Annotated in this window: 25 protein-coding genes and 2 tRNA genes; 14 read left to right on the top strand and 13 right to left on the bottom strand. The window is 70.7% G+C overall.

Translation table 11 applies throughout. The annotated features are described in order from the left end of the window. Window position 1: 1 nt before the first annotated feature. From glgB to glgX, 3 genes are all read right to left on the bottom strand, one after another. Window positions 2-2,146 carry a 1,4-alpha-glucan branching protein GlgB gene (gene glgB / locus QNO26_RS08495; RefSeq protein WP_257638431.1) on the bottom strand — a complete coding sequence of 715 codons (2,145 nt, stop codon included), beginning with the start codon at window positions 2,144-2,146 and terminating at the stop codon, window positions 2-4. After that, window positions 2,143-4,227: an alpha-1,4-glucan--maltose-1-phosphate maltosyltransferase gene (locus QNO26_RS08490; protein WP_374679373.1), complete on the bottom strand. Its 2,085-nt coding sequence runs from the start codon at window positions 4,225-4,227 to the stop codon at window positions 2,143-2,145. Before QNO26_RS08490 ends, glgB begins: the two co-directional genes overlap by 4 nt. 75 nt (window positions 4,228-4,302) lie before the next feature. Further along, window positions 4,303-6,390, bottom strand: a complete 2,088-nt coding sequence (gene glgX, locus QNO26_RS08485; protein ID WP_257638435.1) for a glycogen debranching protein GlgX — start codon at window positions 6,388-6,390, stop codon at window positions 4,303-4,305. A 60-nt stretch (window positions 6,391-6,450) separates the two neighbouring features. Here glgX and QNO26_RS08480 point away from each other — a divergent pair, with 60 nt between their 5' ends. The 3 genes from QNO26_RS08480 to ligA are packed head-to-tail and all read left to right on the top strand — an operon-like array spanning window position 6,451 to window position 11,095. Further along, the gene (locus QNO26_RS08480; RefSeq protein WP_257638430.1) at window positions 6,451-7,635 is read left to right on the top strand and encodes a cysteine desulfurase family protein; all 1,185 of its coding nucleotides are present in this window, start codon (window positions 6,451-6,453) and stop codon (window positions 7,633-7,635) included. A 9-nt stretch (window positions 7,636-7,644) separates the two neighbouring features. Next, window positions 7,645-8,742 (top strand): tRNA 2-thiouridine(34) synthase MnmA, encoded by a 1,098-nt coding sequence (gene mnmA / locus QNO26_RS08475; protein ID WP_257638429.1) that lies wholly within the window; start codon window positions 7,645-7,647, stop codon window positions 8,740-8,742. A 28-nt stretch (window positions 8,743-8,770) separates the two neighbouring features. Next, window positions 8,771-11,095 carry an NAD-dependent DNA ligase LigA gene (ligA, locus tag QNO26_RS08470; RefSeq protein ID WP_257638428.1) on the top strand — a complete coding sequence of 775 codons (2,325 nt, stop codon included), beginning with the start codon at window positions 8,771-8,773 and terminating at the stop codon, window positions 11,093-11,095. A 54-nt stretch (window positions 11,096-11,149) separates the two neighbouring features. Here ligA and QNO26_RS08465 read toward each other — a convergent pair whose 3' ends face one another. Beyond that, window positions 11,150-12,850, bottom strand: coding sequence for a long-chain-fatty-acid--CoA ligase (locus QNO26_RS08465; protein WP_257530554.1), 1,701 nt, complete (start codon window positions 12,848-12,850; stop codon window positions 11,150-11,152). Between the two features lie 78 nt (window positions 12,851-12,928). On the opposite strand from QNO26_RS08465, the gene gatC reads away from it, so the two are divergent. The 6 genes from gatC to QNO26_RS08435 all read left to right on the top strand — a co-directional run bounded on the left by gatC (window position 12,929) and on the right by QNO26_RS08435 (window position 18,550). Next, window positions 12,929-13,228, top strand: a complete 300-nt coding sequence (gene gatC, locus QNO26_RS08460) for an Asp-tRNA(Asn)/Glu-tRNA(Gln) amidotransferase subunit GatC (protein ID WP_257493326.1) — start codon at window positions 12,929-12,931, stop codon at window positions 13,226-13,228. After that, complete coding sequence (gene gatA / locus QNO26_RS08455) at window positions 13,225-14,736, top strand: Asp-tRNA(Asn)/Glu-tRNA(Gln) amidotransferase subunit GatA (protein WP_257638427.1); 1,512 nt, start codon at window positions 13,225-13,227, stop codon at window positions 14,734-14,736. Before gatC ends, gatA begins: the two co-directional genes overlap by 4 nt. Continuing rightward, a complete protein-coding gene (gene gatB, locus QNO26_RS08450) occupies window positions 14,736-16,265 on the top strand; it encodes an Asp-tRNA(Asn)/Glu-tRNA(Gln) amidotransferase subunit GatB (protein WP_257638426.1) in 1,530 nt (509 codons plus the stop codon). Before gatA ends, gatB begins: the two co-directional genes overlap by 1 nt. An 80-nt stretch (window positions 16,266-16,345) precedes the next feature. Then, complete coding sequence (locus QNO26_RS08445; protein WP_257638425.1) at window positions 16,346-17,611, top strand: DNA polymerase IV; 1,266 nt, start codon at window positions 16,346-16,348, stop codon at window positions 17,609-17,611. Window positions 17,612-17,661: 50 nt separating this feature from the next. Next, complete coding sequence (locus tag QNO26_RS08440; protein ID WP_257530562.1) at window positions 17,662-17,982, top strand: hypothetical protein; 321 nt, start codon at window positions 17,662-17,664, stop codon at window positions 17,980-17,982. Between the two features lie 43 nt (window positions 17,983-18,025). After that, complete coding sequence (locus QNO26_RS08435; RefSeq protein WP_257531704.1) at window positions 18,026-18,550, top strand: nucleoside/nucleotide kinase family protein; 525 nt, start codon at window positions 18,026-18,028, stop codon at window positions 18,548-18,550. Between the two features lie 28 nt (window positions 18,551-18,578). Here the strand turns inward: QNO26_RS08435 and QNO26_RS08430 are convergent, their stop codons facing one another. The 6 genes from QNO26_RS08430 to QNO26_RS08405 all read right to left on the bottom strand — a co-directional run bounded on the left by QNO26_RS08430 (window position 18,579) and on the right by QNO26_RS08405 (window position 20,599). Beyond that, window positions 18,579-19,085 (bottom strand): DUF2017 domain-containing protein, encoded by a 507-nt coding sequence (locus QNO26_RS08430; protein ID WP_257638424.1) that lies wholly within the window; start codon window positions 19,083-19,085, stop codon window positions 18,579-18,581. Then, the gene (gene clpS / locus QNO26_RS08425) at window positions 19,082-19,378 is read right to left on the bottom strand and encodes an ATP-dependent Clp protease adapter ClpS (RefSeq protein WP_257638423.1); all 297 of its coding nucleotides are present in this window, start codon (window positions 19,376-19,378) and stop codon (window positions 19,082-19,084) included. The genes QNO26_RS08430 and clpS overlap by 4 nt, the downstream gene beginning before the upstream one ends. Next, window positions 19,378-19,743 (bottom strand): metallopeptidase family protein, encoded by a 366-nt coding sequence (locus QNO26_RS08420; RefSeq protein WP_257530568.1) that lies wholly within the window; start codon window positions 19,741-19,743, stop codon window positions 19,378-19,380. Before QNO26_RS08420 ends, clpS begins: the two co-directional genes overlap by 1 nt. A gap of 4 nt (window positions 19,744-19,747) precedes the next feature. Next, window positions 19,748-19,823: transfer RNA gene (locus QNO26_RS08415), tRNA-His, on the bottom strand. 37 nt (window positions 19,824-19,860) lie between these two features. Then, window positions 19,861-20,487, bottom strand: a complete 627-nt coding sequence (gene orn, locus QNO26_RS08410) for an oligoribonuclease (protein WP_257530570.1) — start codon at window positions 20,485-20,487, stop codon at window positions 19,861-19,863. 39 nt (window positions 20,488-20,526) lie between these two features. Beyond that, window positions 20,527-20,599, bottom strand: a tRNA-Arg gene (locus tag QNO26_RS08405). 93 nt (window positions 20,600-20,692) lie between these two features. On the opposite strand from QNO26_RS08405, the gene QNO26_RS08400 reads away from it, so the two are divergent. Then, a complete protein-coding gene (locus tag QNO26_RS08400; protein WP_257530572.1) occupies window positions 20,693-20,905 on the top strand; it encodes a methyltransferase in 213 nt (70 codons plus the stop codon). Between the two features lie 65 nt (window positions 20,906-20,970). On the opposite strand, the gene yczE is transcribed toward QNO26_RS08400, so the two are convergent. Next, window positions 20,971-21,588, bottom strand: a complete 618-nt coding sequence (yczE, locus tag QNO26_RS08395) for a membrane protein YczE (RefSeq protein ID WP_257638422.1) — start codon at window positions 21,586-21,588, stop codon at window positions 20,971-20,973. Between the two features lie 94 nt (window positions 21,589-21,682). Beyond that, window positions 21,683-21,931 carry a hypothetical protein gene (locus tag QNO26_RS08390; protein WP_257638421.1) on the bottom strand — a complete coding sequence of 83 codons (249 nt, stop codon included), beginning with the start codon at window positions 21,929-21,931 and terminating at the stop codon, window positions 21,683-21,685. Window positions 21,932-22,158: 227 nt separating this feature from the next. Between QNO26_RS08390 and ssb the strand changes: the two genes are divergently transcribed. The 4 genes from ssb (at window position 22,159) to QNO26_RS08370 (ending at window position 25,655) form a co-directional block, all read left to right on the top strand. After that, the gene (ssb, locus tag QNO26_RS08385) at window positions 22,159-22,734 is read left to right on the top strand and encodes a single-stranded DNA-binding protein (protein WP_257638420.1); all 576 of its coding nucleotides are present in this window, start codon (window positions 22,159-22,161) and stop codon (window positions 22,732-22,734) included. 32 nt (window positions 22,735-22,766) lie between these two features. After that, entirely contained in the window at window positions 22,767-23,279 is a 513-nt protein-coding gene (locus QNO26_RS08380; protein WP_257638419.1) for a DUF6993 domain-containing protein, read from the top strand. A gap of 209 nt (window positions 23,280-23,488) precedes the next feature. Beyond that, entirely contained in the window at window positions 23,489-25,168 is a 1,680-nt protein-coding gene (ettA, locus tag QNO26_RS08375; RefSeq protein WP_257530583.1) for an energy-dependent translational throttle protein EttA, read from the top strand. Then, window positions 25,161-25,655, top strand: coding sequence for an acyl-CoA thioesterase (locus tag QNO26_RS08370; protein ID WP_257638418.1), 495 nt, complete (start codon window positions 25,161-25,163; stop codon window positions 25,653-25,655). The genes ettA and QNO26_RS08370 overlap by 8 nt, the downstream gene beginning before the upstream one ends. 48 nt (window positions 25,656-25,703) lie before the next feature. Here QNO26_RS08370 and QNO26_RS08365 read toward each other — a convergent pair whose 3' ends face one another. Next, window positions 25,704-26,555, bottom strand: a complete 852-nt coding sequence (locus tag QNO26_RS08365; protein WP_257638434.1) for an acyl-CoA thioesterase — start codon at window positions 26,553-26,555, stop codon at window positions 25,704-25,706. Window positions 26,556-26,623 lie beyond the last annotated feature (68 nt).

The raw sequence follows: 26,623 nt of genomic DNA, 5'->3' as shown, positions 1-26,623 counted from the left end.
GCTAACTGCCCTCGTGGCGCAGCCACAGCACGCCCAGCGGCGGCAGCGCCATCGTGGCGCGCCCACCGTCAGCGGCGTGCACCGCTCCGAGGTTGCCGACGCCCGATCCGCCGTACTCCTGCGCGTCGGAGTTGAGGATTTCGCGCCAGGTTCCGGCGGCAGGCAGGTCCAGTTCGAAGCCGTGGATCGGCACGCCGGAGAAGTTGCAGATCACGGCCACCGTCTCGCCCTCGTAGCTGTGACGGGCGAAGGCGACCACGTTGGGGTCCCAGCGCGGCGCCCCCAGTCGCGCGAACGCGCCCGCGTCGGAGTCGCGCTGCCAGAGTGCCGGCTGCTCGCGGTACACGCGGTTCAGGGCCGCCACGAACGCGTGCAGCTGCTGGTGCGGCGGCTGATCCAGCATCCACCAGTCGAGACTTCGGCTTTCGGACCATTCGGACATCTGGCCGAATTCCTGGCCCATGAACAGCAGCTGCTTGCCGGGGTGACCCCACATGTACGACAGGTACGCGCGCATGTTGGCGAGCTTCTGCCAGTGGTCGCCGGGCATGCGGGCGATGAGGCTGCCCTTGCCGTGGACGACCTCGTCGTGACTGATGGGGAGCACGTAGTTCTCGCTGAACGCGTAGACGAACGAGAAGGTCAGCTCGCCCTCGTGGTGCGCCCGGTACATCGGGTCGCGCTTGATGTACTGGAGGGAGTCGTTCATCCAGCCCATGTTCCACTTGAACCCGAAGCCGAGCCCGCCCTGGCTGGTGGGGGCCGTCACGCCCGGGAAGCTCGTGGATTCCTCCGCGATCATCGCGATGCCGGGGAAGCGCTTGTACGCGGTGGCGTTGACCTCCTGGAGGAAGCCGATGGCCTCGAGGTTCTCGCGCCCGCCGTGGATGTTCGGCTCCCATTCGCCCGGCTCGCGCGAGTAGTCGAGGTAGAGCATGGATGCCACGGCATCCACCCGCAGGCCGTCGACGTGGAACTCCTCGAACCAGTACAGGGCGTTGGCGACGAGGAAGTTGCGCACCTCGCTGCGGCCATAGTCGAAGATGTAGGTGCCCCAGTCGCGGTGCTCGCCGCGCCGCGGGTCGGCGTGCTCGTACAGCGGCTCGCCGTCGAAGCGGGCCAGCGCGAAGGCGTCCTTGGGGAAGTGGCCGGGCACCCAGTCCATGATCACGCCGATGCCGGCGCCGTGCAGGCGGTCGATCAGGTAGCGCAGGTCGTCGGGGCGGCCGAACCGGCTGGTCGGGGCGTAGTAGCCGCTGACCTGATAGCCCCACGAGCCGCCGAAGGGGTGCTCGGCCAGCGGCATGAACTCGACGTGCGTGAACCCCTGGTCGGTGACGTAGGCGATGAGCTCATCCGCCGCGTCGCGGTACGACAGGCCCTGGCGCCAGGAGCCGAGGTGCACCTCGTAGACGGACATCGGCGCGGCGTACGGTGCACCGGCGGCGCGGGCCGCGACCCAGTCCCCGTCGCCCCAGGTGTACTCGGACGCGGTGACGACCGAGCCCGTGGCGGGCGGGATCTCTGCCAGACGCGCCATCGGGTCTGCCTTGAGGATCCAGTCGCCGGCACGGGTGAGGATCTCGAATTTGTAGACGCTGCCCACCCCCGCGTCGGGGACGAACAGCTCCCACACGCCGCTGGATCCCAGCGACCGCATCGCGTGGCCCTGACCGTCCCAGCCGTTGAAGTCGCCCACGACGCGCACGGCCTGGGCGTGCGGTGCCCACACGGTGAAGGCGACGCCCTCGACGTCGCCGAGGCGTCGCACGTGGGCGCCCAGCACATGCCAGAGCTGCTCGTGGCGTCCCTCCCGGATGAGGTGCAGGTCGAGTTCGCCGATCGTGGGGAGGAACCGGTAGGGGTCCTCGGCCGCGTAGCCCGAGCCGTCGTCGTAGGTGGCGCTGATCAGGTACGCGGGGGCCTTCGGGGCCTCGAAAGAGCCCTCCCAGATGCCCGAGCGCAGGTGCCGCATGGGTACGGAGCGACCGTCGTCGAGGTCGGCCGACACGGTCGCCGCCAGGGGGCGCCGCGCGCGCACCACCCAGGAGCCTGCTGCGTCGGCGTGCAGGCCGAGCACGTCGTGGGGGGCGTGGTACGACCCGGTGGCGATCGTGTCGATCACGCGGTCATCGGGCGCGGTCATCGCTTCTCCTTCACATGCAGAATGTGTGCCGGCTCCTGGAAGGCGTCCAGCCGCACGAAGTTGTGGTCGGTCCATGTCCACTCGGCGCCCGTGATGAGGTCGACCACCTCGAACGGGTCACCGGGTCGGACTCCCCACTGGGTGGTGTCGAGGTGCACCATGGTCTGGCGGGCGGAGTGCGGATCGACGTTGGCGACCACGATCACGGTGTCGGACTCGCCGGTGGGCGTCAGCGCGGCCGGCAGATGCTTGGCGTACACGAGGACGGCGTCGTCGTCGCTCCAGTGCACGCGCAGGTCGCGCAGCTGCCGCAGCGCCGGGTGCGCGCGCCGGATCTCGTTGAGGCGGGTGAGGAACGGCGCCAGCGAGTCCCCGCGGCGCTCGGCGTCGGCCCAATCGCGCAGCTTGTACTCGTACTTCTCGTTGTCGATGTTCTCCTCGGACCCCGGCCGCGCGACGTTCTCGTACAGCTCGAAGCCGGCGTAGACCCCGTATGAGGCGCCCGCGGTCGCGGCGATCGCGGCGCGCACGCGGTAGGCGGGGCGGCCACCGTACTGCAGGTACTCGGTGAGGATGTCGGGGGTGTTGACGAAGAGGTTCGGGCGCATGAAATCGGCCGTTTCCTCGCTGATCGAGGTCAGGAACTCCTCGAGCTCGGCCTTGGTGTTGCGCCAGGTGAAGTACGAGTAGCTCTGCTGGAAGCCCGCCATCGCCAGTCGCTGCATGGGCGCCGGGCGGGTGAAAGCCTCTGCGAGGAACACCACGTCGGGGTCTTCGTCGTTGACGGTGGCGATGAGCCACTCCCAGAACTGCAGCGGCTTGGTGTGCGGGTTGTCGACGCGGAAGATCTTCACGCCCTGGGCGATCCAGTGCCGGACGACGCGCAGCACCTCGGTCCGGATGCCTTCGGGGTCGTTGTCGAAGTTGACGGGGTAGATGTCCTGATACTTCTTCGGCGGGTTCTCGGCGTACGCGATCGAGCCGTCCGGCAGCGTGGTGAACCACTCCGGGTGTTCGGTGACCCACGGGTGATCGGGGGCGGCCTGCAAGGCGAGGTCCAGCGCCACCTCCAGACCGTGGCGGCCGGCTTCCGCGACGAACGCGCGGAAATCGTCCATCGTGCCGAGGTCGGGGTGGACGGTGTCGTGGCCACCGGCCGCGGAGCCGATCGCCCAGGGTGAGCCGGGGTCCCCTGGCTGCGGATCGAGGGTGTTGTTGCGGCCCTTGCGGTTGATCTCGCCGATCGGGTGGATGGGCGGCAGGTAGAGCACGTCGAAGCCCATCGCCGCGACGGCGGGCAGGCGCTCGGCGGCGCTGCGGAAGGTGCCGCTCGCGATGGTGCCGTCGGCCTGGCGACGGGCGCCCTCGGAGCGGGGGAAGAACTCGTACCAGGCGCCCACCCCGGCCCGCTCGCGCTCGACGAGCAGTTCGTAGGTGGGGCCCACGGTCATGAGCGACTGCAGCGGACGCGCGGCGAACCCTGCGGCGATCTCCCCGTCGCGCACGATGTCGAGTGCGTCGGCATCGGCGACGTCCGGGCTGCGCAGGCGGCTCGCGGCCGCTTCCAGCCGCCGGCGCTCGGCGGCGGGGCGGGACTTCTCTGCGGCGGCGCGCTGGAACAGCAGAGCGCCCGACTCGCGCATCAGAGCGGTGTCGACGCCGGCGGCGATCTTCACGTCCGCGGCGTGCGCCCACGTCGCCACCTCATCGCCGAACGCCTCGAAACGGAAGCGCCAGGTGCCCTGCTCCAGCGGAGAGACGAGCACGCTCCACCGGTCGAACCCGTCGTTGCGCGGGGTCAGGCGGTGCAGCGACTCATCCCCTGAGGGGGAGAACAGACGCAGGTGCACGCCGATGAGGTCATGACCTTCGCGGAACGCCGTCACCTGGAAGGGCACCGCCTCGCCGGAGAAGGCCGTGGGTCTGAAGCCCGGGTCCGGCGTGCTCGGCCGTGGCAGCGCGAGCGGGATGCGCCCCGCCGCCGTGTCGGGATCGGGCTGCCACGCGGCGGCAGGACGGATGGGCAGGTCTGCGGTGCTCCGCCAGGGGCGCGGCGGGGCGGTCTTTTTCGGGGTGGCCACGTCTCGAACCTACCGCTCGGCACGAACCGGCACGCAGCACTTGCGCATCGGTCGACGCGCACCCACACTTGCGCCTCACTCGACGCGGAACAGTCTCATCGACGTGCCGGGAACGTCCACGACATCGCCCGGCGCGAAGACGGCCTCGTCGTCGACGGGATGCTCGTCGGCGCTGGACCACACCGAGACGTACCGGCTCACCCCGGCGATCCTCGGCAGGGTCACCTCGACGGGGACTTCGATGCCGTGCACGATCAGCAGGATGCGGTTGGGCTCCTCGAACTCAGGGGTCGAGGAGGCGACGTATTGCAGGGTGCGGTGGCGGGGGTCGGTCCACCGCTCGCCGGACATGGTGTGGCCGCGCTCGTCGTACCACTCCATCTGCGAGGCGCCGGGGACGGTGCGATCCTCCTGCGCGAACCGCGTGGGCCGCAGTGCGGGGTTGGCCTGCCTCAGCCGAATCAGCCGCTGAGCGTGGGCGAAGAGGTCGCGCTGCCAGTTCTCGTGCTGCCACGACACCCAGGTGAGGGCCGAGTCGTGGCAGTAGGCGTTGTTGTTGCCGCGCTGCGTGCGCGCGTACTCATCGCCGGCGGTGAGCATCGGCACGCCCGCCGACAGCAGCAGTGTCCCCAGCAGGTTGCGCATCGCCTTGCGGCGCGTGGCGAGGATGCCCGGGTCATCGGTGCGACCCTCGGCGCCGTGGTTGAAGGAGCGGTTCGTGTCGGCACCGTCGCGGTTCTGTTCGCCGTTGCCGTAATTGTGCTTGACGTCGTACGACACCAGGTCGCGCAGGGTGAACCCGTCGTGTGCGGTGACGAAGTTGATGCTCGCGATCGGCCCCCGCTCGCGGCTGAAGGTGTTGGAGGATCCGGCCAGCCGCGTGGCGAAGCCGCCGATCCCGACCGGCGGCGCCGAGGCACGGCGGCCGTAGTCGATGTCGCTGAGCCAGAAGTTGCGCACCCGGTCGCGGTAGCGGTCGTTCCACTCGTGCCAGCCCTCGCCGAAGTTGCCGGTCTGCCATCCGCCCATGCCGATGTCCCAGGGCTCCGCGATGCGCTTGACGCCGGCGAGCACCGGATCGGCGACGATGGCCCGCAGCAGCGGGTGGTCGGCGGTGAACTCGTTCCGCGCATCGCGGCCGAGGGTCACGGCGAGGTCGAAGCGGAACCCGTCGATCTGCACCTCATCCGCCCAGTACCGCAGCGAGTCCAGCACCAGGCGTGCTGCGGCATCCGTCGCGGTGTCCACGGCGTTGCCGCAGCCCGTCACGTCGAGGTATTGCCCGTCGTCGCGCTGGCGGTAGTAGGCGCGGTTGTCCAGTCCGCGCAGGCTCGTGCGGGGGCCGCCGATCTCACCTTCGGAGGTGTGGTTGTACACGACGTCGAGGATCACCTCCAGCCCTGCCTCGTGCAGGGTTCTGACCATCGTCTTCACCTCGCACAGCACCGCCTCGGGGCCGGCATGCCGGGCCGCTTCCGTGGCGTAGGGCGCATGCGGTGCGAAGAAGCCCAGCGTGTTGTAGCCCCAGTAGTTCGGCAGGCCGAGGCGACGCAGGTGCGGTTCGGTCGTGAACGCGTGGATGGGGAGCAGTTCGATGCTCGTCACACCCAGGCTGTGGAAATGGTCGATCATGGCGGGGTGGGCCAGCCCCGCGTAGGTGCCGCGCAGCGCCCCGGGCAGGTCGGGATGCCGCTTCGTGAGTCCCTTCAGGTGCGCCTCGTACAGGACGGTGCGATCCAGCGGCACGGCGGGCTTGGCGACGCCCTGCCAGTCGAAGGAGCCGTCGACCGCGACGGCGCGCCAATCGTCGATGCCGCCCTCGACGAGGCCGCGCGCGTAGGGGTCCAGCAGCAGGGTGGCGGCGTTGAACATGTCGCCTGCCCCGCGCGGTCCGTCCGCCTGCACGGCGTAGCGGGTACCGGGGCGCAGTGCGGCCGAGGTCGCCTCCCACACGTCCCCCGGCCCACGGGTGAGGGGGACGACGTCGATCGCCCAGTCGAGGTCGTCGTCGTCGAACACGACCAGGTCCATCGATGTGGCGCGCGAGGACCACACCCGCAGCGTGCCGCCGTCAGCGTGCAGCGTCACGCCCAGGCCGTCGAGGTCTGTGCGGAGGAGGCCCTCGGCGGAGGCGGGGAAGCGTGTCGGACCCGGGCTGTCCATGGCGACCACACTAACTGCCGCCGACTGGCGCGGCGTGCGCGCCTGGGCGAGAGTGGAGGGGTGAGCGTCTACCTCGATCATGCGGCCACCACTCCGCTGCGCCCCGAGGCCCGCGAGGCGTGGCTGCAGGCGACCGAGACGCTCGGCAATCCGTCGTCGATCCACGGTGGCGGGCAGGCCGCGCGCCGGGTGCTCGAGGATGCCCGTGAGCGCCTCGCGGCAGCCCTGAACGCGGACCCCATCGAGATCGTTTTCACCTCGGGGGGCACCGAGTCGGTGAACCTGGCGCTGAAGGGATTGTGGTGGGCGCGGACATCGGGCGTCGACGCGATCGTCCTGCCGGACGGAGAGCACCACGCCACCCTCGACACCGTCGGCTGGCTGCACGCGCACGAGGGCGCGCCGGTGCGGTCTGTGCCGCTGCGGCCGGACGGTGCCATCGACGTCGTCGCCTTCGCCGCCGCGCTGGAGGACGCCGCGGTGGCCACGGCGCTGGTGGCCAACAACGAGATCGGCACCGTCAACGACGTCGCAGCGCTCGCCGCAGCCACGGCCGCCGCAGGCGTGCCGCTGCATCTCGACGCGGTGGGCGCATTCGGTCACCTCCCGGTGCACTTCGCGCGCTGGCGCGGGGATGCCCCGGCGGCGGCCGGGCTCTGCGCCCTCAGTGTCTCGGCCCACAAGCTCGGCGGCCCCGTCGGGGTGGGGGCGCTCGTGGTGTCCCGGCACGCCGCGCCGGCTGCGCTGCTGCACGGCGGCGGGCAGCAGCGCGGGCTGCGTTCCGGCACGCAGGATGCCGCGGGTGCCGCCGCGTTCGCCGTGGCCGCCGAGAGCGCGCTGGCCGAGCGGGAGGCCGAGGCGGCGCGGCTCGCGGCCCTGCGCGACCGGCTCGTCGCCGGCATCCGCTCCGTCGTGCCCGACGCCGAGCTGCTCGGCGACCCGCAGCGGCGGCTTCCCGGCAACGCCCACATGCTCTTCCCCGGGGTCGCGGGGGAGACCCTGCTGTTCCTGCTCGATCAGCAGGGCATCGCCGTGTCGACCGGGTCGGCCTGCCAGGCGGGGGTGCCCGAACCCTCCCACGTCGTGCTGGCGCTCGGGCGCACCGAGGCCGAGGCGCGCAGCGTGCTGCGCATCACCCTGGGACGCACGAGCACCGCCGCCGATGTCGGCGCGCTGCTGGCGGCGCTGCCCGAGGCGCATGCCCGGGCCGCCGCGGCCGATGCCAGGGCGCGGGCGCGCTCGTAGACTGGAAGGATGCGGATTCTTGCGGCGATGAGTGGCGGCGTCGATTCCGCCGTGGCCGCGGCACGCGCGGTCGAGGCGGGACACGACGTGGTCGGCGTGCATCTGGCGCTCTCCAGGGCCGGAGGCACACTGCGGGCGGGCAGCCGCGGCTGCTGCACCGTGGAGGACGCCCTCGACGCCCGGCGCGCGGCCGATCGCCTCGGCATCCCGTTCTACGTCTGGGACTTCTCGGAGCGCTTCCGCGACGACGTGGTGGCCGACTTCATCGCCGAGTACCAGGCCGGTCGCACCCCGAACCCCTGCATGCGCTGCAACGAGAAGATCAAGTTCGCCGCGCTGCTCGAGCGCGCGCTGGAGCTCGGCTTCGACGCCGTCTGCACGGGCCACTACGCCACCCTCGTCGAGGGAGAGGACGGCCTGGAGCTGCACCGTGCCTCGGACGCGGCCAAGGACCAGTCGTACGTCCTGGGCGTGCTCACCGCGGAGCAGCTGGCGCACACCTACTTCCCGCTGGGCACCACCCCCTCCAAGGCGATCGTGCGCGCGGAGGCGGAAGCGCGGGGATTGACCGTCGCGCAGAAGCCCGACAGCCACGACATCTGCTTCATCCCCGACGGCGACACCCGCGGGTGGCTGGCCGAGCGCGTCGGCGCCGAGAAGGGCGAGATCCTCGACCGCAGCGGCGCCGTCGTCGGCACCCACGAGGGCGCGCACGCGTTCACCGTGGGGCAGCGGCGCGGCCTGCAGCTGGGCGTGCCGGCGCCGGACGGCAAACCGCGGTTCGTCCTCGAGGTGCGTCCGGTCACCAACACCGTCGTCGTGGGTCCCAAAGAGGCTCTCGCCACCGCGCAGATCGCGGGGGAGCGCTTCACCTGGGCGGGTCGCCCGCCCGCCGAGCACGCGTTCGACTGCGACGTGCAGATCCGCGCACACGCCGACCCGGTGCCGGCGCGCGCGGAGATCGCCGGGGGGCTGCTGACGGTGACCCCGCAGACCCCGTTCGACGGGGTGGCTCCGGGGCAGACCGCGGTGCTGTACGTCGGCACGCGCGTGCTCGGGCAGTTCACCATCGATCGGACGGTGTCGGCGGCTCCCGTCCCGGCGTGACGTCGACGGCTCGTCCTACACTTGCGGGGTGACGGATGCCGCTGACTTCACGCCCGCGCCCCTCGACGAAGCCCGAGCCGAGGCGGGTGATCTCACCGAGCGCATCCTGAACGCGCGCGACGCGTACTACGGCGAGAACGCCGAGATCGTCGACGACGCGACGTACGACGGATGGATGCGGCGCCTCGAGCAGCTCGAGCGCGAGCACCCCGAGCTGCAGGGTCAGGATTCGCCGACGCAGACCGTCGGCGCCGCCCAGTCGTCGATGTTCGCGCCGGTCGAGCACGCCGAGCGCATGCTCAGCCTCGACAACGTCTTCAGCGTCGAGGAGCTGCGCGACTGGTGCATGAAGACGCAGGCCTCGGCCGGCCGCCGCGTGCAGTGGCTGACGGAGCTGAAGATCGACGGCCTCGCGATCAGCCTGCGCTACGAGCACGGGGTGCTCACCTCTGCCGCCACACGCGGCGACGGGCGGGTGGGCGAGGACGTCACCGTCAACGCGCTGCGCGTGACCGGCATCCCCTCGCAGCTGTCGGGGAGCGGGCATCCGTCGCTGGTGGAGGTGCGCGGCGAGGTGTTCATCCCGGTCGCCGCGTTCGACGAGCTCAATGCCCTGCAGGCGCGCCTGCGCGACCGTGTGCTCGCCGAGGCGCTGGCCCGCGGCGTCGACGAGGAGAAGTCCGCGCGCAGCGCCGCGCGCCGGTTCCCGGCCTTCGCCAATCCCCGTAACGCCGCTAGCGGTGGCCTGCGTCAGCAGCTGGAGAAGAAGAGCGGGTTGGAGCTCAAGGCGGGTCAGGCACGCCTGCAGTCGCTGCGCTTGTTCGTGCACGGCATCGGGGCATGGGAGAACCCGCCGGTGAGCACGCAGAGCGAGGTCTACGCACTGCTCGCCGACTGGGGGCTGCCGACGAGCCCGTACTTCCGCACGTACGACGACGTCGTTGGGGTGACCTCGTTCGTCGAGCAGTACGGCGAACACCGGCACGCGGTCGAGCACGAGATCGACGGCGTGGTGGTGAAGGTCGACGAGCTCGACCTGCACGGCGAACTCGGCGCCACCAGCCGGGCGCCGCGCTGGGCGATCGCCTACAAGTACCCGCCGGAGCAGGTGAACACGAAGCTGCTGGACATCGTGGTGTCGGTGGGTCGCACCGGTCGGGCCACCCCGTTCGCGGTCATGGCGCCGGCGCAGGTGGCGGGGAGCGTCGTGCGCCAGGCGACGCTGCACAATCAGGATGTCGTCAAGGCGAAGGGCGTGCTCATCGGCGACACGGTGGTGCTGCGCAAGGCGGGCGACGTCATCCCCGAGGTGCTGGGCCCGGTCGTGGAGCTGCGTGACGGCTCGGAGCGCGCGTTCGTCATGCCTGCGGACTGTCCCGAGTGCGGTACGCCGCTGGCGCCCGCGAAGGAGGGCGACATCGACCTGCGCTGCCCGAACACCCGCGCGTGCCCGGCGCAGGTGCGCGGGCGCGTGGAGCACATCGGCTCGCGTGGCGCCCTCGACATCGAGGCGCTGGGCGAGGTGACCGCTGCCGCCTTGACCCAACCCAGTGTGCCCGAGATGCCCCCGCTGCAGACCGAGGCGGGACTGTTCGACCTCACCCTGGAGCAGCTCGTGCCCATCGAGGTGATGGTACGCGATGCCGAGACCGGCGAGCCGCGTGTCGACGACACCACGGGCGAGCCGGTGCGGCGCGCCCCCTTCCGGCGCAACCCCAGCGCGGCCGAGAAGAAGCAGGGCCTCACCGGCCCGCAGCCGTCCGCGCAGGCGCTGACCCTGCTCGACGAGCTCGAGAAGGCCAAGACCAAGGAGCTGTGGCGGTTCCTCGTGGCCCTGAACATCCGCCACGTCGGCCCGGTCGCAGCCCGCGCCCTGGCCCAGTGGTTCGGTTCGATCGCCGCGATCCGCGCGGCCTCCCGCGACGAGCTCGCCGCCGTCGACGGGGTGGGCGGCATCATCGCCGACTCTCTCGTCGACTGGTTCGCCGTCGACTGGCATCGCGAGATCGTCGAGCGCTGGGAAGCGGCCGGTGCCCAGCTGGCCACGCCCGGTCACCCGGGCCCCGGTGCCGCGGCATCCTCCGGCGGGGTGCTCGAGGGCGTCACGGTCGTGGCCACCGGATCGCTCGAGGGCTACTCCCGCGAGGGGGCGCAGGAGGCGATCATGGCCGCCGGCGGCAAGGCGGCATCCAGTGTGTCGAAGAAGACCGACTTCGTCGCTGCGGGACCCGGGGCGGGGTCGAAGCTCGCCAAGGCCGAGCAGCTCGGCGTGCGCATCATCGATGCGGCGCAGTTCAAGATCCTCGTCGAGCAGGGACCGGACGCGCTGGGGCCGCCGCCCGCCGCGGAATGAGGGTGCCGCCGACGCGGAACGCCTGACCCGGGCTTCGCCGCACGGCGGCTGCGCTCACTCGTGCGCGATGAGCTTCTCCAACGATTCGCGCACCTGACGTCGCAGCACCTTGCCGAGCATCGAGCGCGGCAGTTCGTCCACGACGAAGATGCGCCGGGGCACCTTGTACGGCGTGAGAATGCCACGCACGAACTCGCGCACCGCGTCGACGTCGACGTCCGTGGCGCCGTCGACCACGATCGCGGCCGCGACCTCCTCGCCGGAGTGGGGGCTGTGAAGGCCGACGACAGCGGCATCCAGCACCTGCGGGTGCTGGCGCAGGGCGATCTCGACCTCGGTGGGCGCCACGTTGAAGCCGCCCGTGATGATCAGCTCCTTGATGCGGTCGACGATGCGCACGAAGCCGCCCTCGTCGATGGTCACGATGTCACCGGTGCGGAACCAGCCGTCCGCGAACGCGCGCTCGGTCTCCTCCGGGTGCCCGTAGTAGCCGCTGAACACCTGGGGGCCGCGCACGACCAGTTCGCCACGTTCGCCCGGGGCGACATCGACGGTCGGCTCGTCGGGATCGACGACGCGGCATTCCGTGCCGGGGAGGGGGAGCCCCACGGTACCCGGCTCGCGGTTCGCGGCGATGGGGTTCACCATCAGCACGGGAGAGCACTCGGACAGCCCGTAGCCCTCCACGAGATAGCCGCCGGTGGCCTCCTCGAAGGGCACCACCAGTTCGTGGGGCAGCGCCATCGCGCCGGAGATGGCGATCTGGATGCCCTGGAGCGAGACACCGCGCTCGCGCGCAGCCGCCAGCAGGCGGTCGGCGATGGGCGGCACCAGCGGGAAGACGGTGGCAGGGCGCTTCTTGACCACCGCCAGCACGAGGTCGGGGTCGAACTTCGGGAAGAGCACCAGCCGGGCGCCCATCGACATCGCGAAGGTGACGCACAGCGTCAGTCCGTAGGCGTGGAACATCGGCAGCACCGCGTAGAAGACGCAGCCCTTGCCGCGCTCGAGGTGGGGCACCCATGAGCGCGCCTGCACGGCGTTGGCGAGCAGGTTGCGGTGCGTGAGCGCAGCGCCCTTCGGGCTGCCCGTCGTGCCGCTGGTGTACTGGATGATCGCCAGGTCGTCGGTGCCGGGGCCGGGGTGGGATGCCGGGAGCGGCTCGTGCGCGACGATCTGCTGCCACGGGGTGGCGTCGACGACAGGCTCGGTGAGGGCGCGGCGCGAGTTGCGGGCCTTCGCCACCGGCAGACGCAGCGCGATCTGCTTGGTGGCCGGCAGGGCGGTGGTGATGTCCACCGAGATGATGTCGGGAACGGGGAGGTCGTCGGGGAAGTCCTGCAGTGTCGCGACGACCTTGCTCCACGCGATTGCGTGGCGGGCCCCGTGATCTTCGAACTGCTTGCGCAGCTCACGCGCGGTGTAGAGCGGGTTGTGCTCCACGACGACCGCGCCGAGGCGGAGCACGGCGTAGAACGCGACGATGTGCTGAGGGCAGTTCGGCAGCACGATGGCGACGGGGTCGCCGGCGCGCACGCCTCGCGCGTGCAGCGCTGCGGCGGCCCGATCGATCTGGTCCTGCAGGGCGCGGTACGTCGTCTCCCGGCCGAAGAACTCCAGCGCCGGGGCATCGGGGAAGTCGCGCGCGGAGGCGGCCACCAGATCCACGAGAGAACCCGTGAGCGGTGGCAGTTCAGCGGTCACGCCCTCGGCGTAGCTGCGAATCCAGGGGCGGGGCGGGTCGACATCGATCACCCGCTCAGCCTACGGCGCAGCCGGGTGTGCTCCCGTCACCCGCACGGTTCACCCGGACGGCGCAACTAGACTTGCGGGGTGTCAGAAATCACCCCCGATCTCGTCCGCCACCTCGGTGTGCTCGCCCGGATCCAGCTCAGCGACGAGGAGGTCGAGCAGCTCACCGGCCAGCTCGACGTGATCGTCGACAACATCGCGAAGGTGTCGCAGGTCGCCACCGCCGATGTCCCCGCGACGAGTCACCCCGTTCCGCTGCAGAACGTGTTCCGCCCCGACGTCCCGGGCGACATGCTCACCGTCGACCAGGTGCTGCAGAACGCACCCGACGCCGCCGACGGGCGCTTCCGCGTGACCGCGATCCTGGGAGAAGAGCAGTGACCGATCTCACCCGCCTGACCGCCGCCGACCTCGCCTCTGCGCTGGGTGCCGGAGAGGTCTCCAGCGTCGAAGCGACGCAGGCCCACCTCGACCGCATCGCCGCCGTCGACGGGGATGTGCACGCGTTCCTCCACGTCAGCGACCACGCGCTCGACGTCGCCGCCGACATCGACCGCCGCCGTGCCGCGGGCGAGCAGCTCGGCGCGCTCGCCGGCGTGCCGCTGGCGATCAAGGACGTGCTCGTCACCACCGACATGCCCTCCACCAGCGGGTCGAAGATCCTCGAGGGCTTCATGTCGCCCTACGACGCCACGGTCGTCGCCCGCTCGCGCGCCGCCGGCCTCGTGCCGCTGGGCAAGACCAACATGGACGAGTTCGCGATGGGCTCCTCCACCGAGCACTCCGCCTACGGCGCAACCCACAACCCGTGGGACCTCGACCGCATCCCCGGCGGCTCCGGTGGCGGCTCGGCCGCGGCGGTCGCCGCGTTCGAGGCGCCGATCGCGCTCGGCTCGGACACCGGCGGATCCATCCGCCAGCCCGCGCACGTCACCGGCACGGTGGGCATGAAGCCCACGTACGGCGGGGTGAGCCGGTACGGCGCGATCGCCCTGGCATCCAGCCTCGATCAGGTCGGTCCCGTATCCCGCACCGTGCTCGACTCGGCGCTGCTGCACGACGTCATCGGCGGGCACGACCCGCACGACGCGACCTCGCTCACCGACCGCTGGCCCTCGTTCGCCGAGGCTGCCAGAGAGGGCGCCCGCGGCGATGTGCTCAAGGGGCTGCGCGTCGGCGTCATCACCGAACTCCCGGACAGCGGCTTCCAGGCCGGGGTCTCGGCGTCGTTCCGTGAGGCACTCGCGGCGATGGAGGCGCAGGGCGTCGAGATCGTCGAGATCAGCGCACCCCACTTCGAGTACGGGGTTGCGGCCTACTACCTGATCCTTCCGGCCGAGGCATCCAGCAACCTGGCGAAGTTCGACTCCGTGCGCTTCGGGATGCGGGTGGACGTCCCCGGCGGCACCGTCGAAGACGTCATGGCCGCCACGCGTGACGCCGGCTTCGGCCCCGAGGTCAAGCGACGTGTGATCCTCGGCACCTACGCGCTGTCGGCCGGGTACTACGACGCCTACTACGGCTCGGCGCAGAAGGTGCGCACCCTCATCCAGCAGGACTTCGACCAGGCCTTCGCCCAGGTCGACGTCATCGCCACGCCCTCCGCGCCGACGACCGCGTTCCGCCTCGGGGAGAAGATCGACGACCCGCTGCAGATGTATCTCAACGACGTCACCACGATCCCCGCCAACCTCGCCGGCGTCCCCGGCATCTCGGTACCGTCCGGGCTCGCCGCCGAGGACGGACTGCCTGTCGGCATCCAGTTCCTGGCCCCTGTCCGCGAGGATGCCCGCCTTTACCGGGTCGGCGCCGCGGTCGAGGCCGTGCTCGTCGACCGCTGGGGCGGCCCGCTGCTGGACCGTGCACCGATCCTGGGAGGGAACCGCTGATGGCCAAGGCAAAGCTCATGGACTTCGACAAGGCCCTCGAACTGTTCGAGCCCGTGCTCGGCTTCGAGGTGCACGTCGAGCTCAACACCGAGACGAAGATGTTCTCCTCGGCGGCCAACCCCGCCAACGAGAAGAACCACGCCGCCGGCCCGAACACCCTGGTGGCCCCCGTCGACATGGGTCTTCCCGGGTCGATGCCGGTCGTCAACGCGCAGGCCGTGCGGTCGTCGATCAGCCTGGGCCTGGCGCTCGGCTGCTCGATCGCGCCGTCCAGCCGGTTCGCCCGCAAGAACTACTTCTACCCCGACCTCGGCAAGAACTACCAGATCTCGCAGTACGACGAGCCGATCGCGTTCGAGGGCGAGGTCGAGATCGAGCTCTCCGACGGCGAGATCGTCACCGTCCCGATCGAGCGCGCGCACATGGAGGAGGATGCCGGAAAGCTCACCCACATGGGTGGCTCGACCGGCCGCATCCAGGGCGCGGAGTACTCGCTGGTGGACTACAACCGCGCCGGCGTGCCGCTCGTGGAGATCGTCACCAAGCCGATCATCGGCGCCGGCCACCGTGCGCCCGAGATCGCGAAGGCCTACATCGCGACGATCCGCGACATCGTGCGGGGTCTCGGGATCTCCGAGGCGAAGATGGAGCGCGGCAACCTCCGCTGCGACGCGAATGTGTCGCTGCGGCCGCGCGTCGCGCCCGGCGAGCCGACGCCGCCCCTGGGCACGCGCACCGAGACGAAGAACGTCAACTCGATGCGCTCGGTCGAGCGTGCCGTGCGGTACGAGATCCAGCGGCAGGCGGCGATCCTCGCCGACGGCGGCACGATCATCCAGGAGACGCGTCACTGGCACGAGGACACCGGCACGACGTCGCCCGGGCGCCCCAAGTCCGACGCCGACGACTACCGGTACTTCCCGGAACCCGACCTGCTTCCCGTCGTGCCGTCCGCCGAGCTGATCGAAGAGCTGCGCGCGGCGCTGCCGGAGCCCCCGGCCGCCCGTCGACGCCGGCTGAAGGCCGACTGGGGCTTCACCGACCTGGAGTTCCAGGACGTCGCCAACGGCGGTCTGCTCGCCGAGGTCGAGGCGACCGTCGCCGCGGGCGCGTCGCCGGCGGCGGCCCGCAAGTGGTGGACGGGTGAGATCACCCGCATCGCCAACGCCGCGGGCCGGGAGCCCAGCGAGCTGGTGTCGCCCGCGCACGTGGCCGCCGTGCAGGCGCTCGTGGATGCCGGCACGCTCACGGACAAGCTCGCGCGCCAGGTGCTCGAGGGCGTCATCGCCGGCGAAGGCACGCCGCAGGAGGTCGTCGATGCCCGTGGGCTCGCCGTCGTCTCGGACGACGGGGCGCTGATCGCTGCGATCGATGAGGCCCTGGCATCCCAGCCGGACGTGCTGGCGAAGATCCGCGACGGCAAGGTGCAGGCGGCCGGCGCCGTGATCGGCGCGGTCATGAAGGCGATGAAGGGCCAGGCCGACGCCGCACGCGTGCGCGAACTCATCCTCGCCCGCGCTGCGGAGTGAGCCTGCGCGCCACCGAGTGGGCATCCCGGTGACGGGCGCCCACTCGGCGGTGTGTCGGCGGATGCAGGGACAATAGAGGAATGGGACGTGGAGACGGGACGGGACGCATCGTCTCACCCGACGACGCCGACGACACCGGCACGCGCATCCTCCACGTCGACATGGATGCCTTCTACGCCGCCGTCGAGGTGCTCGACAACCCGGCGCTGAAGGGGCGGCCGATCATCATCGGCGGCGCCGAGGGCCGGGGGGTCGTCTCCAGCGCGTCCTACGAGGCGCGCCGTTTCGGGGTGCGCAGCGCCATGCCCGTCGGTCAGGCGCTGCGCCTGTGCCCGCAGGCGATCGTCGTGCCGCCGCACTTCGACCGCTACCTCGCGCTGTCGCGCCAGGTGATGGGCATCTTCCATTCCGTCACGCCGCTGGTGGAGCCGCTGTCCATCGACGAGGCGTTCCTCGACGTGCACGGCGCCCGCCGGCTCTGGGGGAGCCCGGCCGAGATCGCCCGCATGCTGCGCTCCCGCGTGCTGGCCGAGACCGGCCTCACCTGCAGCGTCGGAGTCGCCGCGACGAAGCACGTCGCGAAGATGGCGTCGACGATCTCGAAGCCCGACGGTCTGCTCATCGTTCGGGCCGACCAGACCCAGGCGTTCCTCGCTGCGCGCCCCGTGGGCGCGCTCTGGGGCGTGGGCCCGAAGGCGGCGGCTGCGCTGGAGGGTCGTGGCATCCACACCGTCGCCGATATCCTCGCCACCCCGCCCGGCGTGCTCGATCGCGCGCTGGGCAAGGCGATGGGCGAGCGGGTGTGGCATCTGGCGCGCGGCATCGACGCCCGGGAGGTGCAGACCGAGCGGATCGAGAAGAGCGTCGGTCACGAGGAGACGTTCCACGATGACATCGCCGATCCCGCGGTGCTCCGCACCGAACTGCGACGCCTGGCCGACCGCGTGGGAGCGCGCCTGCGGGCGAACGGCTGGGAGGCGCACACGATCGCGCTGAAGCTGCGGTTCGCGGACTTCACGACGCTCTCCCGCTCGCAGACGCTTCCCGAGCCGACCGCGGTGAGCCAGCGCATCGGAGACGCCGCGTGGGATCTGTTCGCGCAGATCGACTTGCGCATGCCGGTTCGGCTCATCGGCGTGCGCGCCGAGAACCTGCGTCCGGCCGGCGGAGGGCCGCCCGCGCTGTGGGACGACGATGAGGACTGGCGCCGCGTCGAGGAGGCGCTGGACGGTGCGCGCGAGCGGTTCGGTCGCGCCGCTGTCACGCGGGCGACACTGCTGGGTGGCACGCGCGACGTCGGCGCCCTCCCGACCAATCCCCGGCCTCCGCGATCGCACGATCACTGACCTGGCCACAACCTCTGGGCCGAACGAGTCCGTGACGCTACGGTGGGGGCATGGCCAACATCGCACTGGACCTCGGCAAGCAGTCCGCATCGTTCGGCGTCTCCAGCGCCTATGGCGAGAAGCAGGAACTGGACGGCATCACGCTCGTCCCCGTCGCGCTCGCGTGGAGCGGGTTCGGCGGCGGGGCGGATGTCGACGGCAACGGCGGTGGCGGCGGCGGTGGCTACGCGGTGCCGCTGGGTGCCTACGTGCGCAAGGGCGACGACCTGCGATTCGAACCGAACGTGGTGTCCTTCCTCGCGGTCGCGATCCCGTTCGTGTGGGTCGCCGGGCGCGCCCTCAGCCGTGTCATCCGCGCGCTCAAGAAGTAGTCGGGTTCCGCTTTCCCCTGCGCTGGAGGCGGCGGCGACGCGCCTGGTCGCCGCGGTTCGTGCCGTCGGCGCTCCCAATCCGGTCGTGCTCATCGACGGCCGCAGCGGGGCGGGCAAGTCGACGCTGGCCCGTGAGCTGGTCGCGCGGTGGCCGCTGCGCGGCAGGGTGCAGTTGGTCGCACTGGACTCCCTCTACCCCGGGTGGGATGGACTGCTGGAAGGAGCGCAGTATGCGCGCGACCAGATTCTCCGGCCGCACGCCCGCGGCCTGGTCGGCGTCTGGCAGCGCTGGGATTGGGAGACGGACGAACGCGCGGAGGCGCACGCCGTCGATCCGTCACTTCCGCTGATCGTCGAAGGCTCGGGCGCTCTCACCCCGGAGACGGCACGGCTCGCGGATGTGCGCGTGTGGATGACGTCGCCCACGGCGTCACGGCAAGCCCGGGCGCTGGCCCGCGACGGTGATACCTACCGGCCGCACTGGGTGCGCTGGGCGGAGCAGGAGGAGCGGCACATCGCCCGGCACGACCCGCAGGCGCGGGCGTCGCTGGTGTTCGACATCCCGTGACCGGCGACAGCCGTGGGGATGTGTCGCGTCAGTCGGCGAGCGAGGTGACGAGAACGTCGAGGCGGTACCCGAGCCAGTCGTAGATCGCGTAGCGCGGGTCGTCGGCATCGTGGTCGTCCACGACGTCGATGCCCAGGCGGGATGCCAGCACGAGACGCAGCGCGTTCAGGATGCGCAGCCATGCGCGCACGCCGTCCGCCGACAGCGGCAGCCCGACCGTGTCGGTCAGGGCTCCGGGGGAGACTCCGTCGGTGTCGAGAGGCACCCCGGCGGAGGAGAGGTGCTGCAGGACCGCCCGGGCGTCGTCTCGTCGGCGGCCGAGCAGATCGGATGCCGTCAGCTCGCGGAACTCGCGCGCGGCATCCGGATCGTCTCGGTACGCATCGGGCACGAGCCGCGCCAGCGCCGGGTCGTCGAGGTCGCCGGAGTGGGCGAACCCATCGTCGAGCAGCTCGAGCAGCTGGGAGACGAGGTCGGCCAGGTGGGCGCCTTCGATCATCGTGAGCTCGAGTGTCACGCGCGGTGCGCCGGTCATGTGGGCGCCTGCTGCACGGTCGCCCACAGGCCGTAGTCGTGCATGGCCTGCGTGTGCAGCTCCATCTGCTCCCGTGCGCCCTCGGCCACGACGGCCTTACCCTCGTGATGCACAGTGAGCATGAGCCGGGTCGCGACCTCGGGGGAGTGTCCGAAGTACTCCCGGAAGACGTGCACCACGTAGCTCATGAGGTTGACGGGGTCGTTCCACACCACCGTCTGCCAGGGGCGGTCAGCCGCCGGCCGCTGTTCGCGGCGGGTGGCTTCGTCGATGTCGGGCAGCGCGATGCTCATCAGCCCCACCCCAGCTCGTGCAGGCGATCGTCGTCGATCCCGTAGAAGTGGGCGATCTCGTGGACGAGCGTCGTGTGCACCTCGTCGTGCAGCGCGTCGAGCGTCTCGCAGGCGTTCAGGTGCGGCTCCCGGTACACGATGATGCGGTCAGGCAGCTCTCCCATGCCGTACCGGTCGCGCTCGGTGAGGGCGAGGCCGTCGTACAGCCCGAACAGGTCGAGGCTGCCGTCCTCCGGACGGTCCTCGACGACGAACACGACGTTGTCCAACCCGGCCACCATGTCATCGGGCAGCAGATCGAGTTCATCGACGACCAGCCGCTCGAATTCCGCGGCATCCATCTCGATCACGGTGCCTTCCGGCACGTCTTGGGGTGAGTAACGGGACTTGAACCCGCGGCCCCCTGGACCACAACCAGGTGCTCTACCAACTGAGCTATACCCACCATGTCTCCCGCCTCAGCGGGCAACCTCTCGATTCTCTCACATCTCCGAGGCGAATGACGACACGGCCGACTCCGCGGCGGCGCGTGCCTCATCGCTCGTCGGTCCCGGCTCGGGCACGAAGACCGCGTCACGGTAGTACGCCAACTCGCGGATGGATTCGCGAATGTCGGCGAGCGCCCGATGGCCCCCCTCCTTCGCGGGAGCCTGGAAGTAGGCACGCGGATACCAGCGACGGGACAGCTCCTTGATGCTGGAGACGTCGACGTTGCGGTAGTGCAGCCACCGGTCGACCTGCGGCATGTATTTGGCCAGGAACATGCGATCGGTGCCGATCGTGTTGCCGGCCAGCGGCGCCTTGCCCTGGACCGGGACGAATCGCTGGATGTACTCCAGTGCCTCGTGCTCCGCCTGCGCCAGGCTCACGCCGGAGGGCAGCTCCGCGAGCAGACCCGACGACTCGTGCATCTTCGTGACGAAGTCGTTCATGTTCGCCAGCGCGGATGCGTCGGGCTTGATGACGATCTGGAAGCCCGGATCGACAGCACGCAACTCGAAGTCGGTGATGACGATCGCGATCTCGACCAGTTCATCGACGGCGAGGTCGAGACCCGTCATCTCGCAGTCGATCCAGACGAGCCGGTCGTTCTCAGAAGCCCCCACCATGACTCCATCCTAACGACGGGCTCGGACATGCGAGCTCTGTCCCCCCGGGGCGATTCGAACGCCCGACCAAGAGATTAGAAGGCTCCTGCTCTATCCACTGAGCTACGGGGGGTCCTCTCCAGGCTACTGCCCCCGTTCGGCGCGTCCCCACGGTGGCCAAGCCGTGCCGCGGGGCGTACCGTGCAGGTGTCGGAAGGAGTTCGGGATGAGCACGACCGAGAATCACTCGGCGCTGTGGGTCGCCTACGGGGCCGGGGGAGTAGCCGGCACGATCCGCAAGCGCGACGGCGCATACGTGGTCACGATGGCGGGGGCGGATGAAGAGCTCGGCGCCTACCCGTCGATGGAGGCGGCCAAGGGCGCCCTGCACGCTCACATGGCCCCCGGCGCCGAGTGGCCGGAGTTCCGGGAGCACTGACGCGGGACGCGCCGCGACGGATCGGCGACACCGCAATGCCGGATCGGACTCCGACGGTTCGCCCGTCAGACCAGGCGGGGCGAGCCGGCCTCGGGGGCAGTCGCGAGTCGGGGTCGGGTGTCGAAGACGCGCAGCGCCAGCTGCACCAGCGGCCCGATCGACACGGCGAACAGCACGGTGCCCACTCCCACGGTGCCGCCCAGCAGCCACCCCGCCACGAGCACCGAGGCTTCCACGCCGAAACGGCTCACCCAGATGGGCCAGCCCCACTTCTCATGCAGCCCGGTCATCAGCCCGTCTCGCGGCCCGGGTCCGAAGCGCGCGCCGATGTAGAGCCCCGAGGCGACCGCCACGCACAGGAGCCCTGCGATGAACATTCCGGCCTGGGCTAGCCAACCCTCGACATCGGGCAGCACCTCGAGGGTGAGCTGCATGCTCGTTCCCACCAGCACGATGTTCGCCAGCGTGCCGATGCCGGGGCGCTGACGAAGGGGGATCCACAGCAGCAGCACCACGGCACCGATGATGATCGTGACCCAGCCGATGCCGATGCCGGTCTGCAAGGCGATGCCCTGGGCGAAGACGGTCCACGGGTCCAGGCCGATATGCGCCTGCACCATCAGCGCGCAGCCGGCCCCGAAGATCACCAGGCCGACCAGCAGTTGGATCACGCGTCTCGTCACCGGCTCAGTCAACCGCATGACGACGGGTTCGGGGATCTGGGTGGGGATCGCCTGCCGCGCAAGGACACAGACGAGGCGACCGGCCCCCCGCGGTTCAGGCCGAGTTCACCAGGCAGGCCACGGCATCGTCGGGGGTCCAGAAGTCGCCGACAGGCAGGAGCCGTGCCTGTGCGCGGTGATAGCGCAGCGCGCGGTAGCGGAGCTCGGCGTCGCCGCCGATGCGCTGCAGGTGGCCGATGATGCGGCCGCGCTCGTCGGTCACACGCCACAGGTGCGGGCCGGCGCCGACCAGGCGCATCGTACGGCGCTGTCGATGCAGCGCGGGGTGGTCCGTCGCGATCATGATGCCTCCTCGCGGTCGAACATAGCTTCGACCACCGACATCGACCCTCCGGGCGGTGTGCGCCGTCTCCACAGGGACGAGTTCGCGGAATTCATCCACGGAACGCCGTCATCCCGCCACGCGCTGCCGGTGGATTCGTGAGGGTGGAGGTGCTCCGGCACTCGACGGGCACGCGGGTGCCGGAGCGGCGGGCACGGTGCCCGCGCCACAGGAGAGGAACATCCATCATGAGCGAAATCATCAGCGTCACCGGCAACCTCGCCGCGGACCCCGAACGCCGCACCACCGGCGGCGGCGACACCGTCGTGTCGTTCCGCGTCGGCAGCACGCAGCGGCGCTTCGACAAGGACTCCGGCACCTGGGTGGACGCCTACACGAACTGGTTCCACGTCTCGGCGTTCCGGGCGCTCGCGGAGCACTGCCTGCGGTCGCTGCGCCGAGGCGACCGGGTGATCGTCACGGGCACGCTGCGGCTGCGCTCGTGGGAGAACGACACACGCAGCGGCATGACCGCGGACATCGACGCCCACGCCGTCGGGCCGGATCTGCGGTGGGGCACGACGGTGTTCACGCGCAGTGCGCGGTCGCGAGAGGCGGACGACGCCGCGGCCGGTGGCGAGTCCTCGCGTGCGGCGGTGGATGCCGACGGGTGGGCGGTGCCGGGCGGCGAAGGAGACCAGGCCTCCGGATCGGGCGGTGCCGAGGTCGCGCCCGCCAGGGAGCGAACCGAACGGGAGGCCGGCCGCGAGCCTGCGCTCGCCGCAGCGGGCGGCGCGGCCGAGGGGGAGCCCACACCGTTCTGAGCATGCGCGGATCGCCCGTCTAGACTTTCCGCGTGGTCCGTCCCTTCCCTCTCGCGCGCACGTCTCCGCCGGCTCGCGCCGTGGCGGCGGTCGGGGGAGTGACCCTCACCATCCTGCTTCTGGCGGCGTGCAGCGGTGACGGTGGACCGTCTCCCGCGCCCTCGGTGAGTGAAGCGGCGCCCACTCCTGCCGCCAGTACGCCGCCGGGGCCCCCCAAGTACGACCCGCGGGGCACGGCGGCGGACAACCTGCCGTTGTTCACCCAGGTGGCCGCGCAGGTGTGGGGTTCGCCACAGAGCGGAGAGGGTCGCGCCTACGTCGACGCCCTCGCGGCTGCGGGGTTCGACAAGTCCGACATGCAGGTGAGTGAGGATCTGTCGACCATCGGCAACGCCGCGGAAGCGCTGCAGTTCTCCGTGCAGTTCGGCGACGAGTGCCTGCTGGGTCAGGCGGGGCCCGTGACCGGGAGGGTCGTCACGACGGTCGGGCCGGCGCTGGCCAGTGGAGGCTGCCTGCTGGGGGAGACCCGACCGATCGACTGGTGACCGCCGGCGGACACTTGGCCGGCCGTGGGATGCGAGCCGGGGGACGATGTTGAGGGACATGCGGTAGGCATGCCGTTCGGCGCTCGCCGGATGCGCGGCCCTTCGGTTGGTAGGCTTGGACCGACTTCCGCCCGACCAGCCCTCGGCACGAATCGGCACATGGCTGGCCCTGCGCGGCCCTCATCTCTACTCCAAAGGTGGTAATCCGCTTGGCTGAATACATCTACCAGATGGTCCGCGCCCGCAAGGCTGTGGGTGACAAGCTGATCCTCGACGACGTCACGATGTCGTTCCTCCCCGGCGCGAAGATCGGCATGGTCGGCCCCAACGGCGCGGGCAAGTCGACCATCATCAAGATCATGGCCGGGCTCGACACCCCGTCCAACGGCGAAGCGAAGCTCTCCCCGGGCTTCAGCGTCGGCATCCTGATGCAGGAGCCGGAGCTCGACGACTCCAAGACGGTGCTGGAGAACATCCAGGACGGCGTCGCCATCAAGGCCAAGCTCGACCGGTTCAACGAGATCTCGGCGCTCATGGCCGACCCCGACGCCGACTTCGACGCTCTCCTCGCCGAGATGGGCGTGCTCCAGGAGGAGATCGACGCCGCCGACGCATGGGACCTCGACTCGCAACTCGAGCAGGCGATGGATGCGCTGCGCACCCCGCCCGCCGACGCCGCCGTGTCCAACCTCTCCGGTGGTGAGCGTCGCCGCGTCGCGCTCGCCAAGCTCCTCCTGCAGAAGCCCGACCTGCTGCTGCTGGATGAGCCGACGAACCACCTCGACGCCGAAAGCGTGCTTTGGCTCGAGCAGCACCTGCAGAAGTACACCGGCGCCGTCATCGCCATCACCCACGACCGGTACTTCCTCGACAACGTCGCCGAGTGGATCGCCGAAGTCGACCGCGGCCGCCTCATCCCGTATGAGGGCAACTACTCCACCTACCTGGAGAAGAAGGCGGAGCGCCTGGCCGTCCAGGGCAAGAAGGACGCCAAGCTCGCCAAGCGCCTCGCGGAAGAGCTCGACTGGGTCCGCTCCAACCAGAAGGGGCGCCAGGCGAAGTCGAAGGCTCGCCTCGCACGCTACGAGGAGATGGCCGCCGAGGCGGACCGCACCCGCAAGCTCGACTTCGAGGAGATCCAGATCCCGCCGGGGCCGCGCCTGGGCAGCATCGTGATCGAGGCGAAGAACCTGAAGAAGGGCTTCGACGGCCGCCCGCTCATCGACGGACTGAGCTTCAGCCTGCCGCCGAACGGCATCGTCGGCGTCATCGGCCCCAACGGCGTCGGCAAGACCACGCTGTTCAAGACGATCGTCGGGCTCGAGCCCCTCGATGGCGGCCAGCTGAAGATCGGTGAGACCGTCAAGATCAGCTACGTCGACCAGACGCGCTCCAACATCGACCCCAACAAGACGCTGTGGGAGGTCGTCTCGGATGGCCTCGATTACATCACGGTCGGCAAGGTCGAGATCCCGTCGCGCGCGTACGTCTCCAAGTTCGGTTTCAAGGGACCCGACCAGCAGAAGAAGGCCGGCGTGCTCTCCGGTGGTGAGCGCAACCGTCTGAACCTCGCCCTCACCCTCAAGGAGGGCGGCAACCTGCTGCTGCTCGACGAGCCGACCAACGACCTGGACGTCGAGACGCTGCAGTCGCTCGAGAACGCCCTGCTGGAGTTCCCCGGCTGCGCCGTCGTCATCACGCACGACCGGTGGTTCCTCGATCGCATCGCGACGCACATCCTCGCGTACGAGGGGACCGCGGAGCACCCCGACCGGTGGCACTGGTTCGAGGGCAACTTCGAGGCCTACGAGTCGAACAAGATCGAGCGGCTCGGACCCGACGCGGCCAACCCGCACCGGTCCACGTACCGCAAGCTCACGCGTGACTGAGCCCGGCGGGCGGCGCATCCATGTGCCGATCCACCTGCGCTGGGGCGACCTCGACGCGCTGAACCACGTCAACAACACCTCCATGCTCAAGCTGCTGGAAGAGGCGCGCCTGCGCGCCTTCTGGCGCCCCGACGCCGGCATGGAGGGGCCGCCCACCGCGGTGCTGGAGTCAGGGCTGAGCACGGCGGCCGAGACGGTGACCCTCATCGCCCGCCAGGAGATCGAGTACCTCGCCCCGGTGCCGTATCAGCAGCGTCCGCTCGACGTGCAGCTGTGGATCGGCCGCCTCGGCGGATCGAGCATCGACGTCTGCTACGACGTGTACAGCCCGCTCGGCGAGACCCCGCGCGTGCACTACGCCCGCTCGACCGCCGTCATCGTGCTGGTCGACACGGCCACCGGCCGGCCGGCCCGCCTGTCGCGCGAGATGCGGGCGGCCTGGGAGCCGTACCTCGACGAGCCCATCGTCTACGCGCACCGGCGCTGAGAGCTTCCCCTCCGCATCCGAGCCGGGGCGCCCCGGCGTCCGCGTGGCTCAGCGGTGCCCGGGCACGCGGATCATGATCTCCTGCGCGACGGTGGCCAGCAAGCGCCCATCGCGGCTGTGGATGCGGCCGGTCGCCAGGCCACGCCCCGCCCGGGCGCTCGGAGACTCCTGCGTGTACAGCACCCACTCGTCCACGCGACCGAAACGATGCCACCACATCGCGTGGTCGAGGCTGGCGACCTTCAGCCCCGGCGTCGCCCACGGCACGCCGTGGGCGCGCAGCACGGACTCCTGAATCGTGAGGTCGCTGAGGTAGGCCAGCACCGCACGGTGCACGGCGGGGTCGTCCGGCAGCGGGGAGCGGCTGCGCATCCACACCGCCTGCCGAGGGGTCCGCTCGCCCTCCACCACGTCGTAGATGGGCGAGGCCACGTAGCGCAGCTCGATCGGTCCGTCGGTCAGAGCGCGCCGCGACAGCGGGTGGACGTGCGCGGCGAGGGCGTCGGGTCCCTGCAGGTCGTCGGGGTCGGGCACGCCGTCGGGCATGGGTGCCTGGTGCTCGATGCCGGGGTCCTCGTTCTCGAACGACGCGATCATCGAGAAGATGGGCACGCCTTCCTGGTAGGCCTGGGTGCGCCGGGTGGAGAACGAGCGGCCGTCGTGGATGCGGTCGACCGAGAACGTGATGCCCTTGGTGGCGTCGCCCGGGCGAAGGAAGTAGCCGTGCATCGAGTGCGGCACCCGCTCGGGGGGCAGGGTGCGCGCCGCGGCGGAGATCGCCTGAGCCAGCACCTGGCCGCCGAAGACGCGGCCGCTGGGCATCGGGTGCGAGACGCCGGTGAAGATGTCCTCGGTGGTGCGCGCACCGGATTCGGCGAGGTCGAGGACCGAGAGCATCATCGCCACGGGATCGGGGGTCGGATCGGTCACGGGTCTCCTGTCCACACGGCGCGGTCAGCGCCGCTTGG

This window comes from Microbacterium sp. zg-Y1090 (assembly GCF_030246945.1).
Lineage (GTDB): Bacteria > Actinomycetota > Actinomycetes > Actinomycetales > Microbacteriaceae > Microbacterium > Microbacterium wangruii.
The sequence above is the reverse complement of the archived record's forward strand: the minus strand, read 5'-3'. Positions and strand labels throughout refer to the sequence as shown.